Origin of the sequence: Mariprofundus erugo (genome assembly GCF_005818865.1) — a bacterium.
Taxonomy (GTDB): domain Bacteria; phylum Pseudomonadota; class Zetaproteobacteria; order Mariprofundales; family Mariprofundaceae; genus Mariprofundus; species Mariprofundus erugo.
Map to the genome: position 1 here is coordinate 211,409 of NZ_VBRY01000001.1, position 11,639 is coordinate 223,047.

Consider the following 11,639-nt stretch of genomic DNA (forward strand, 5'->3'; position numbering starts at 1 on the left):
CCGCGCAAGGCGGGCAAAAAAGGAGTGTACATGAATCTGGTGCCGACAGTTGTTGAACAGACCTCTCGGGGGGAACGGGCGTTTGATATTTTTTCCCGCCTTCTCAAGGAGCGAATCATCTTCCTGAACGGTCCGGTGAATGATCATGTTGCCAACCTGATTGTTGCCCAGTTGCTGTTCCTCGAATCAGAGGGACCGGACAAGGATATCTATCTTTATATCAACAGCCCCGGTGGTCTGGTGACCGCCGGGCTGGCGATTTACGATACCATGCAATACATCCGCTGCGATGTGTCGACTCTCTGTATTGGTCAGGCGGCCAGTATGGGGGCGCATCTGCTGGCAGCCGGCAAGCGCGGCAAGCGCTTTGCACTGCCGAATGCCCGTATCATGATCCATCAGCCACTGGGTGGTTTCCAGGGGCAGGCTACCGATATCGAGATTCATGCCCGTGAAATCCTCAAGCTGAAGGATCGCCTGAACGAGATGATGGCCGAGCATACCGGTCAGCCGCTTGAGAAGCTGGCGGATGATGTGGAGCGCGACTATTTCCTGACTGCTGATGAAGCCTGTGCATATGGTCTGGTGGATAAGGTGCTTTCCTCCCGTGAGCAGCTGGCCACAGCCGGAGGTGCCGATGTCGACGCAAAATAATAGTGGTGACAATACCTTGTACTGTTCGTTCTGTGGCAAGTCCCAGCATGATGTGAAAAAACTGATTGCCGGTCCGACCGTATTTATCTGTGATGAATGTATTGAGCTGTGCAATGAGATTATCGTTGAAGAGCTTGCCGGTAATCAGAAAGAGGAAAAGTCTGACAAGGGACTGCCCAAGCCTGCTGAAATCAAGGCCTACCTTGATGACTATGTGATTGGTCAGGAGGGGCCCAAGCGCCTTCTCTCCGTGGCTGTATATAACCACTACAAACGCCTGGCTCACAACCGGAAGGATGAAGTGGAAATCTCCAAGAGTAATGTGCTTCTGCTCGGGCCGACCGGTTGCGGCAAGACCCTGCTGGCACAGACGCTGGCACGCGTGTTTGATGTGCCGTTTGTGATGGCGGATGCTACCACGCTGACCGAGGCCGGTTATGTCGGTGAGGATGTTGAAAATATCATTCTCAAGCTGTTGCAGGCGGCCGATTACGATGTGGAGAAGGCCCAGCGCGGCATTGTCTATATCGACGAGGTCGACAAGCTTTCACGCAAGGCGGAAGGGCCATCGATTACCCGTGACGTATCCGGTGAGGGTGTACAGCAGGCGCTGCTGAAGCTGATCGAAGGTACGGTAGCAGCGGTACCGCCACAGGGCGGGCGCAAGCATCCGCAGCAGGAGTTCCTGCAGGTGGATACGACCAATATTCTGTTTGTTCTCGGTGGTGCTTTTTCCGGGCTTGAGAAGCTGATCGAAAGCAAGGGTAAACAGCGTTCGATCGGGTTCGGTGCCAGCGTCAGCTCCGAAGATGAAAAGGATATTGGCGAGATTCTCAGCCATGTGGAGCCGGAAGATCTGATTAAATTCGGTCTGATTCCCGAGCTGGTCGGGCGTTTGCCTGCCGTTGCAACCCTGACGCATCTTGATAAAGCGGCGCTGTTGCGGATTCTTAAAGAGCCCAAAAACGCCCTGATCAAGCAGTATCAGGCTCTGATGAAATATGACGGTGTAGAGCTGAGCTTTACCGATGACGCGCTGGAGGCAATTGCTGAAAAAGCACTGGCGCGCAAAACAGGTGCCCGCGGTCTGCGTGCCATTATGGAATCGGTCATGCTGGATACCATGTACGATGTGCCGAGCATGACCCATGTTGAAAAGTGTCTTGTGAATGGCGATGCCATTGCCGGGCGCGGAAAACCGATATTGGTGCTGCAGGGTGATGACGCAGTAAGGGCCGAGGCTGCTTCCTGAGTTACGTCGCCCGGCAGTTACTGCCGGGCTGCCCGTTTGTAGTGCGGGCAGCCTTCGAATTGTCGACTGCATCTTATCTACCAGGAGAATTACGTGGCTGAATGGACCAACGAAGGACGTGATGTGAACGACGGGGGTCAGGCTTCAGCCGGTGCATTGCCGGTATTGCCATTAAGAGATATTGTCGTTTTCCCATATATGATTGTACCGCTGTTTGTCGGGCGGGAAAAGTCGGTCAGGGCACTGGAGCAGGTGATGGCTTCCGGTAAAAAGGTCCTGTTGCTGGCCCAGAAGGATGCGGCCCTCGATGATCCGAAGGCGGATGATCTCTATACGGTGGGTACCATCGGCAATATTCTGCAGTTGCTGAAGCTGCCTGATGGCACCATCAAGGTGCTGGTTGAGGGTGGCGAGCGTGTGGTTGTCCGCGACATGAATGCCGATGGCGAATGTCTGGTGGCTCATTATGACCGTATGCCTGAATCCGATGTGCAGCCGCGTGAGCTTGATGCTGTTGCCCAGTCGATCATTCAGCAGTTTGATGCCTATGTGAAGCTGAACAAGAAGCTGCCGCCGGAAGTCATGGTGGCCGTTTCCGCAGTTGAAGAGCCGGATAAGCTGGCCGATACCATTGCCTCCCATCTGAATCTGAAAATTGAAGACAAGCAGGCTCTGCTTGAAATGCCGGCGGTGATTGATCGACTGGAACAGCTGTTCATCCATATGGAAGACGAGATGGAGCTGTTGCAGGTCGACAAGCGCATCCGTGGCCGGGTTAAACGGCAGATGGAAAAGAGTCAGCGTGAGTATTACCTCTCCGAACAGATGAAGGCGATCCAGAAAGAGCTTGGCGATGAGGATGGCGAAGGCGACCTGCAGCGTCTGGAAGAGCGTATACGCTCGGCCGGTATGAATGCCGAGGCTGCAGCGAAGGCTGAAGCCGAGCTCAAACGCCTGAAGATGATGCCGGGCATGAGTGCCGAGGCAACAGTGGTGCGCAACTACCTCGACTGGCTGGTTGATATCCCGTGGAGCAAGCGCAGCCGGGTCAGTCGTGATCTGTCGGTGGCCGAGGCCGTGCTTGAAGCCGATCATTATGGCCTGGAAAAAGTGAAAGAGCGCATTCTTGAGCATCTGGCCGTATTGCGGCTGGTGCGCAATATGAAGGGACCCATCCTCTGTTTTGTCGGCCCTCCGGGTGTCGGAAAAACATCGCTCGCCTGCTCGATTGCACGGGCGACCAAGCGTAAATATGTGCGTATGAGTCTGGGTGGTGTGCGTGATGAGGCGGAAATTCGCGGTCATCGCCGTACCTATATCGGCTCGATGCCGGGCAAGGTGATTCAGTCGATGAAGAAGGCGGGCACAAAGAACCCGCTGATTCTTCTCGATGAGATCGACAAACTGGGCGCTGATTTCCGCGGCGATCCGTCAGCTGCGCTGCTTGAGGTGCTTGATCCCGAGCAGAATCATTCATTTAACGATCACTATATGGAGGTCGACTATGACCTCTCTGAAGTGATGTTTATTACCACGGCAAACAGTCTGAATATACCGGGTCCGTTGCTGGACCGTATGGAGATTATTCGCATCTCCGGCTATACAGAGCAGGAAAAGCTGGAGATCGCCCGCCGTTATCTGTTGAAGAAACAGCGGGAAAACCACGGTTTGAAAGAGCGCCAGCTGCAGCTGGGTGACGATGCGCTGCTTGAGGTGATTCGTTACTACACCCGCGAAGCCGGTGTGCGAGGTCTTTCACGCGAGCTGGCCCGTCTGTGCCGGAAGGTGGCCCACAAGCTGGTCCACTCCGGCGAGGATCAGGCGATTCAGCTTGCCGCCGCCGATATAGAGGCATACCTCGGTGTGCATAAATATCGCTTTGGTCTTGCTGAAACAGAGGATCAGATCGGTGTGGTTACCGGACTTGCCTGGACGGAAGTCGGGGGCGAGCTGTTGCAGATCGAGACTGCCCTGATGCCTGGTAAAGGTAAGCTGACGGTGACCGGGCAACTCGGCGATGTGATGCAGGAATCGATTCAGGCGGCACTGACCTATGTGCGTTCACGAGCGTCACAGCTTGGCTTGAAGCCCGACTTTCATCAGAAGGTCGATATTCATGTGCACGTGCCGGAAGGGGCGATTCCCAAGGATGGTCCATCTGCCGGTCTTGGTATGGCAACCTCGATCGTTTCGGCATTGACCGGTATTCCCGTGCGTCGTGATGTTTGCATGACCGGTGAAATTACGCTCAGGGGTAAGGCCTTGCCTATTGGTGGTCTTAAGGAGAAGTTGCTGGCGGCCCATCGTGGCGGTCTGACAGTGGCGATCATCCCTGAAGAAAATGTGAAGGATCTGAAGGATATTCATGCCGATGTTCTGGGTAATCTGACGATCCATGCAGTAAGCCATATGGACGCTGTGCTCGAGCATGCCTTGACTAGGCTTCCTGCTGGTATGAGTATCCCCGCAAGTTTTGTGCCGGGGAGCGTTGCCGACATCTATCTGGATGACAGTGCAACGGTGGCACACTGAATATAAACAAAAAAATCGGTTGACAGGATATGGGGTGCACTGCGTATAGTTCGCCACCCATTGAACGCAGCGGGAGGAATAATTGAATAAAGCAGATTTGATTAATCATGTAGCCGAATCAGCTAACCTTAGCAAAGCTGCAGCTGGTGAAGCTGTTGAAGCTGTGCTGGGTGGAATCTCTGGTGCGTTGGCCAATGGAAATACTGTAAGCCTCGTAGGCTTTGGTACATTCTCGGTTGCAGAGCGGGCTGCTCGTACAGCGCGTAATCCTCGTACCGGTGATGCTATTGAAGTAGGTGCCTCCAAGGCGCCGAAGTTCAAGGCTGGCAAGGCACTGAAAGACGCAGTTAAGTAACACGGTGGCGGGGTTCCCCGTCATCTGAAACAGGAAGTCCATTCCTGTTTTGTTAAGGGCGAATAGCTCAGCTGGGAGAGCAACGGTCTTACAAACCGTAGGTCACAGGTTCGATCCCTGTTTCGCCCACCATTAAGACACTTGTGAAAGCGTCTTAAATCAAATCAGTCAAAATAATGGTTGATTTGTCGGGAACGCCTGATTATAGTGCGCCCCGTTGAAACGAGAAGCTGCTAACGCAGTAACTCACTGGAGCGGTAGTTCAGTTGGTTAGAATGCCGGCCTGTCACGCCGGAGGTCGCGGGTTCGAGTCCCGTCCGCTCCGCCACACCAAGCCCCGCGTTACCTGATGGTAGCGCGGGGCTTTTTTGTTTGGGGACACTTTTTTTGGGTTTCCTATTCTGATGTCAGTCCGTTAACGTTTCCGCCAGCGCCGCATGTAACATGCTTCTGCTGCATGTCGCTGCTATGATGCCGCTTCTGCAAGGCCGGAAGCCGGATCAGTACAGGTGGACTGGCAGCACACGCTCATAAGTCCCGACTGGAGGTTATGATGAATGCTTTGGAACGGAAGGCGGTAATTCCTCTCGCAGGGATTTACGGCCTGCGTATGCTCGGTCTGTTTCTTATCCTTCCTGTTTTTTCCCTGTATGCAGATGGTCTTGATGGCGTTACCCCGACCCTGATCGGTCTGGCGCTCGGTGCATATGGCTTTACCATGGCCATGTTTCAAATTCCTTTTGGCTGGATGTCCGACCGCATCGGTCGCAAGCCGGTCATTACCGCCGGACTGCTGATCTTTGCTGTGGGTAGCGTTGTGGCAGCGATGGCTGACTCTATCTGGGGCGTGATTATCGGCCGGGCGCTGCAGGGAGCAGGTGCGATTGCTGCAGCGATGATGGCGCTGCTTGCTGATCTGACCCGTGAAGAGATTCGCAGCAAGGCGATGGCGGTGATTGGCATGACCATCGGTATGTCGTTTACCGTGGCACTGATTGCGGGGCCGTTGCTCGATCACTGGATTGGTGTGCCGGGTATCTTCTGGCTCACCGGTTTGTTTGCTCTGTTGGGAATTGCAGTACTCTACTGGATGGTTCCCAATCCTGATCACAGCTCGTTGCATCGGGATGTGGTTTCAAGGCCGGGAGAGTTCGGACGGATCCTTTCCAATCCCCAGCTGCTGCGCCTTGATCTCGGTATCATGCTGCTGCACGGCATTATGACAGCCATGTTTATCGCGTTGCCGTTTGTGTTGCGGGACCATCTGTCGATTGCATCCGCCAGCCATCCCTGGGTCTATCTGCCGGTGCTGGTGGTTGCCATGGGCGTGATGGTGCCACTGATCATCATGGCTGAGAAAAAGGGGAAAATGAAACAGGTTTTCCTCGCCTGTATTACGATGATTGCACTTGCCTGTGGCATGCTGGGCTTGCTGCATGATTCTTTAACCAGTGTGATCGCCGGTCTGTTTCTGTTTTTTGTTGCATATAATGTGCTGGAAGCGACGCTGCCATCTCTGATTTCGAGGATGGCACCGATCGACGCCAAGGGAACGGCGATGGGCGTATATTCGACCTCCCAGTTCTTTGGCGCCTTTCTCGGTGGCGCCGGTGGAGGCTGGTGTTATGGCCATTATGATGTGCAGGGTGTGTTTTTCTCTGCCGCAGCGATAGCACTGCTCTGGCTGGTTGTTGCCCTCGGTATGCGCATGCCGGTGATGCGCTCGGCGATGATGCTGCATGTTGCCTCGGACGCAGATGGCCCGGCCCTCGAGGCGGCGCTGCTGCAGGTGGCCGGCATCTATGAGGCCAGGGTGGTACCGGAAGAGAACGTGGCTTTTTTACGTGTGGATAAGAAACTGTTTGACCGGGCGGCAGTGGATGCGCTGCTCGGAGTAACGGTGAATGGTCAGGATGACTGAGGAGCTTTCATTGAATATGCAACACCCCCCTGTAGAAACCAATCACGCCATTCTGGGCAGCTGCCCGGGGCCTGTGCTGCTGTTGATTATGGATGGCTGGGGCGTCGGCTCCGGTGGTCCTGAAGACGCCATTGCCCGTGCCAATACACCGGTTTTTGATCGTCTGTGGCGCGATTATGCCCATACGGAGCTGATGACGCATGGCCACTATGTCGGACTTCCATCCGGCAAGGATATGGGCGGCTCGGAAGTAGGACATTTGACGATGGGGGCCGGTCAGATTCTTGATCAGGGGCCAACCCGTATCAATAAAGCAATCGCTGACGGTTCCTTCTATCACTCTGAAGCGTTGCAGCAGGTGCTCTCCATTGAGCAGGGGGCGGCGCTACATTTGCTCGGTCTGTTGTCCGACGGAAACATTCACTCGCATCTGGACCACTTTAAAGCGCTGATTGATATCGCTTTTGAGCGTGGTATTCGTCGCCTCTATGTGCACGCGCTGCTTGATGGGCGCGATGTGGCGATTCAGTCGGCGCAAAACTATGTGGCAGTGCTTGAGTCGGTTTTTGCCACCATTAACAGCCATGAGGGCTTCCATTATGCTTTTGCCTCCGGTGGCGGGCGCGAGCGGATCATCATGGATCGTGATCGTGACTGGTCGAAGGTGGAGGCGGGCTGGAACCTGATGGTGCATGGCTGTGGTGAGGCCCGTTTCCCTTCCATGATGGCGGCGATTGCCTATTTCAGAGCGCAGGATGCAGGGCTGGTGGATCAGGATATGCCAGGCTTTGTGATTGTCGGCTCGGATGATGTGCCGGTCGGTACCATTCGCGATGGTGATGCCGTGGTGATGGTCAATTTCCGCGGTGATCGTGCGATTGAGGTGACCGAGGCCTTTGAGCTGGATGATTTCGATGGATTTGATCGTGGTGTGCGGCCCGATGTGATCTATGCCGGTATGATGGTCTATGATGAGGACCGCAATCTTCCCGACCTGCAGCTGATGGGGCCGACCAAGGTGGCAGAGCCATTTGGTAAACGTGTGCTTGAGATGGGAATCAGGCAGTTTCGACTGACCGAAACCCAGAAATACCCTCATGTGACCTTCTTTTTTAATGGCGGTTATCGCCAGCCGCTTGATCCTGCCATGGAGGATTACATTCTGATTCAGTCGGATCGCGGGGTATCGTTTGCGGATGCACCGCAGATGAAGTCGGCTGAAATCGCGGATAAGGCGGTGGAACTGATTGAGTCGGGGCGCTATGGCTTTGGTCTGATCAATTTTGCCAACGCCGATATGGTGGGCCATTGCGGCAAGATTGAGCCTGCGATCGCAGCCATTGAGGCGGTGGATGAGGCGGTAGGGCGGATCATCGATGCCCTGCAGAAGTGCGGTGGCCGTGCGCTGATTACTGCTGACCATGGCAATGCCGAAGAGATGCAGGTGTTTGATAAGGCGGGGCATGCCGAAGCCTCAACCAAGCATTCCATTAATCCGGTTCCATGCATTCTTTTTGATCCGACATTTGATGGCAGCTACAGCCTGCGTCAGCCTCGTGATGGCGACACTACCGCCATTCGCCCCGGACTTTCACATCTGGCAGCGACACTTTATGCCATGATGGGGCAATTGCCGCCGGCAGATTTCAACCCTTCGCTGATTGAGCCGGTCTCCTTTTTATCGTAGGGAATCTCCGTCTTTCTGTGGTGGCAGGGAGGTCCTGTTGCCGCGAGGGTGCAGAATATGCGCTTAGCCTGTTTATGATGATTATCCTATCATGTGGGTGATTGGTAGCTAAAGGCAAATCCATGCTTTTGCCTTTGCGAGCTGATTTTTGCCGGGAAGGCAATCAATCAGCACCTCCTTAAGGAGAAGACTATGGAGCAGCTTGACCAGATTTCCCAGACTCTGGCAATGTCGATGGGAGCCGCGTGGGCGAGTGGCATAAACCTCTATGCGGCTATCCTGATGCTCGGGCTTATGGGGGCTACGGGCAATATTCAGCTGCCGCCGGGTCTTGAGATCCTGACCGATCCGATGGTGTTGTTTGCGGCAGGGGCGATGTATCTGACCGAGTTTGTCGCTGATAAAATTCCAGGTGTGGATACCGGTTGGGATGGCTTGCATACATTTATCCGTATCCCGGCCGGTGCGATGCTTGCTGCCGGTGCAGTTGGCGATGTTTCTCCTGCCCTGATGCTGGCGGCCGGTATCATGGGGGGAGGGCTTGCCGCCGGAACCCATGCCACCAAAGCAGGCTCCAGGGTGCTGATTAATACCTCTCCCGAACCATTCACCAATTGGGCCGCATCAGTCGGGGAGGATGTAATGGTGATTGCCGGTCTGTGGACGGCGCTCAATCACCCGACGCTTTATCTGCTGCTTCTGTTTGTCTTTATTCTGTTGATGATCTGGTTGTTGCCTCGTTTGTGGCGCGGAATTCACGCCATTTTCCGCAAGCTGGGCGAGTGGTTCGGTGGTAAAAAAGATCACTCCGACTGAGATTGCGCTTACTGCCGGTGTTTGATCAGCGAGCAACGGCAACAGGGCTGAAGTGGTGTGCCGCTACCTGGTCGCTGTCCCGTTTTTTTTCTCTGCCTGTGTGATCTGTTTGCTCAGTGCATCGGCGAGAAAAGCATTGGCAATCGGGCCGTGCTGGCTGCTTTTCAGTGCGCGGATGTTTTCCATGGATTTTCTTGCCTGTATCGTATCTCCCCGGCGTACCCACGATTCGCCAGCACGATAATACCAGTTGGCGGCTTCATTGTTGTGGTTGCTGCCCCAGGTTCCGATACGGTACATATGGGCAAGGTTGAACTGCGCTGCCGGCTCTCCCTGCTCCGCCTCCCGGATAAACCATTCCAGAGCTTTGTCCGGGTCTTTTTCCAGTCCGGCTTCACCTTTCAGGTAGAGGACGGCCAGGTTGTGCTGGGCCAGCGGATGCCCTTCCCGGGCGGCGGTTTGCCACCATGATGCTGCTGCCAGCTTGTCTTTCCTGCTCTCTCCGGCTGCATACAGCTGACCGAGACAATAGGCTGCATCGGCATGACCATGGCGGGCGGCCTTTTCCAGCCACTGCATGGCCTTGCCGGTATCCTGAGGGAGCCCGCTGCCCTGATAATACATCAGGCCGATGGCATGTTGTGCTTCAGTGAGTCCCTGTTTGGCACTGAGCATGAACATATTGGCTGCCAGCATCTCATCTTTGGCGATGCCCCTCCCCTCATAATACATCAGCCCCAGCAGATAGCGGGCATAACTGTCGCCGGCCAGTGCTTTTTCGAGATACTCGCGGAATAGCTGACTCTCTGCCGAAGGCGGCGGAGCGGAGCCTGTCTGCGGAGAGGAAGCTGAGGTGGCGGTTGAGAGCGGGGGAAGGATGGCTGTTCTGTGTATCGGTTGTGCAACAGGTTGATGTTGTTTTGCCGGCAGCAAGGGACGGGCGTTCTGTTTTTCCTTGCGCATAAAGTGCATTTTGTACTGAGCCGGCTCATAGCCGAGCTCGGCAGATTTGCTGAACCAGTCGATTGCCTGATTGCGGTTGGCCTCAACGCCCCGACCATGCAGGTACATCATTCCCAGTATGTAGCGGGCATGACCATCCCCTTCGTTGGCGGCAAGGTTGCAGGCCGGCAGTGCCTGCTCATAGGCGTGGATATAATATTGTTGCAGGCATGTGTCGGCCGGCCTTACCTCATCTGCCAGGGCAATGGCAGGCAGACACAGAAGGACGCCCGGAATAAGGCGGGGGTTCAAGGCTACATCGGCTCCTATTCAGGCTTGTCGATTAACTGAAAAGAGCCATCCGGCTTTTCAACAAGGTGGCTGATGCTGGTGTTGGGGAGGTTATAGCGTCCATTCGGCTCAATGCCCTGCAGGATCTCCATCAGGCGGGAGCCGGCATGATAGTGGCCGACAACCAGTACAGTTTTTCCGGAGTGGGCGAAGCGCTTTTGCAGGCGGTCGACAGCCAGAAATGTTTGCAACATGCCATCCGCATAACTGCGACTGTCGTAACTGGTATGCGAGGCGCTGTCGGGAAAAGTGAACCACGGCTGCATCTCTTTATCGAGCGAGATGGATTCACCGCGCTGCAGATCAAAGGCGGAGTCCTCGCGCCCCTCTTTTTGCCAGCAGCATTCAGCCAGTTCCGGCCAGATTTCAGCCTTCATTTTGTGTGCTTTCAGGTATGGCAGAATGGTTTTCAGTACGCGTACCTTGGGGCTGACCACAATGGCATCAAAATGCAGTTTGTTCAGCTTGCCTGTTAATGTTTCAACCTGCCGGATGCCATTGGGCGAAAGGGTTTGATCGTCTTTCTTTTGATGGCTTTGGGTGATGTTGCCCATGGTTTCGGCATGACGGACAAAATAGATCTCTGTTTCAGCTGCCACTGCCTGAGCCGTGGCAGCCAGAAACAGTGCCAATGCAATAGCATATCTTATAAACATGAGAGCCTCCGGTCAGATTTTGCGATGATAGCCGGGAACAATATTCGTATCACGTGGGGAAGGCAAAGATGGCGCTTTATTTTTCCGCCTGTTTTGTCGCAATCAGCGGTTGTGAGGAGAAGATGGCGAGCCAGACCGTAGCCTCTTGCGGGCTTGTCCAGGCAACCCTGTGGCGCTTTCCGGCCGGGATAAGCAGGTAGTCCCCGGGTTTCAGCTCTTGCAGTGACTCGTCACATGCAAAGGCGATGGCAGCAGCACCGGAGAGCAGCAGTACCCATTCATCTTCATCCTGATCATACCAGAAGCCATCCGGAGAGCACTGACCATGTGAAACGATGCGCTCAATACGCATCCCGTCATGACTGGCCAGTATTTCGATCAGCTCCTGATCTGTGGCATGGCCGGATGGTGCAAATATATGGCCTGTCTCATGGCGGGCATCAGCCGCTATCGAATGCGGCATGACGTACTCC

General features: G+C 54.8%; 10 protein-coding genes and 2 tRNA genes. 9 read left to right on the forward strand and 3 right to left on the reverse strand.

What is annotated here, in order from left to right; translation table 11 throughout:
* Positions 1-30: 30 nt before the first annotated feature.
* The 9 genes from clpP to FEF65_RS01030 all read left to right on the forward strand — a co-directional run bounded on the left by clpP (position 31) and on the right by FEF65_RS01030 (position 9,217).
* Positions 31-654 (forward strand): ATP-dependent Clp endopeptidase proteolytic subunit ClpP, encoded by a 624-nt coding sequence (clpP, locus tag FEF65_RS00990; protein ID WP_138237911.1) that lies wholly within the window; start codon positions 31-33, stop codon positions 652-654.
* Complete coding sequence (gene clpX / locus FEF65_RS00995; RefSeq protein WP_138237912.1) at positions 638-1,906, forward strand: ATP-dependent Clp protease ATP-binding subunit ClpX; 1,269 nt, start codon at positions 638-640, stop codon at positions 1,904-1,906. Before clpP ends, clpX begins: the two co-directional genes overlap by 17 nt.
* Positions 1,907-1,999: 93 nt before the next feature.
* The gene (gene lon, locus FEF65_RS01000; RefSeq protein WP_138237913.1) at positions 2,000-4,438 is read left to right on the forward strand and encodes an endopeptidase La; all 2,439 of its coding nucleotides are present in this window, start codon (positions 2,000-2,002) and stop codon (positions 4,436-4,438) included.
* 82 nt (positions 4,439-4,520) lie between these two features.
* Positions 4,521-4,793 (forward strand): HU family DNA-binding protein, encoded by a 273-nt coding sequence (locus tag FEF65_RS01005; RefSeq protein WP_138237914.1) that lies wholly within the window; start codon positions 4,521-4,523, stop codon positions 4,791-4,793.
* Between the two features lie 56 nt (positions 4,794-4,849).
* Positions 4,850-4,925, forward strand: a tRNA-Val gene (locus tag FEF65_RS01010).
* Between the two features lie 119 nt (positions 4,926-5,044).
* Positions 5,045-5,121 (forward strand) — tRNA-Asp (locus tag FEF65_RS01015).
* A 225-nt stretch (positions 5,122-5,346) separates the two neighbouring features.
* Entirely contained in the window at positions 5,347-6,714 is a 1,368-nt protein-coding gene (locus FEF65_RS01020) for an MFS transporter (RefSeq protein WP_138237915.1), read from the forward strand.
* Complete coding sequence (gene gpmI, locus FEF65_RS01025; protein WP_238701094.1) at positions 6,698-8,401, forward strand: 2,3-bisphosphoglycerate-independent phosphoglycerate mutase; 1,704 nt, start codon at positions 6,698-6,700, stop codon at positions 8,399-8,401. Before FEF65_RS01020 ends, gpmI begins: the two co-directional genes overlap by 17 nt.
* A gap of 192 nt (positions 8,402-8,593) precedes the next feature.
* Entirely contained in the window at positions 8,594-9,217 is a 624-nt protein-coding gene (locus FEF65_RS01030; RefSeq protein ID WP_138237916.1) for a DUF4126 domain-containing protein, read from the forward strand.
* 63 nt (positions 9,218-9,280) lie between these two features.
* Here FEF65_RS01030 and FEF65_RS01035 read toward each other — a convergent pair whose 3' ends face one another.
* The 3 genes from FEF65_RS01035 to FEF65_RS01045 form a co-directional block, all read right to left on the reverse strand.
* Positions 9,281-10,471, reverse strand: a complete 1,191-nt coding sequence (locus tag FEF65_RS01035) for an SEL1-like repeat protein (RefSeq protein WP_138237917.1) — start codon at positions 10,469-10,471, stop codon at positions 9,281-9,283.
* A 14-nt stretch (positions 10,472-10,485) separates the two neighbouring features.
* Positions 10,486-11,166 carry a histidine phosphatase family protein gene (locus FEF65_RS01040; RefSeq protein WP_138237918.1) on the reverse strand — a complete coding sequence of 227 codons (681 nt, stop codon included), beginning with the start codon at positions 11,164-11,166 and terminating at the stop codon, positions 10,486-10,488.
* A gap of 76 nt (positions 11,167-11,242) precedes the next feature.
* On the reverse strand, positions 11,243-11,629 hold the full coding sequence (locus FEF65_RS01045; RefSeq protein WP_138237919.1) for a cupin domain-containing protein: 387 nt from the start codon (positions 11,627-11,629) through the stop codon (positions 11,243-11,245).
* Positions 11,630-11,639 lie beyond the last annotated feature (10 nt).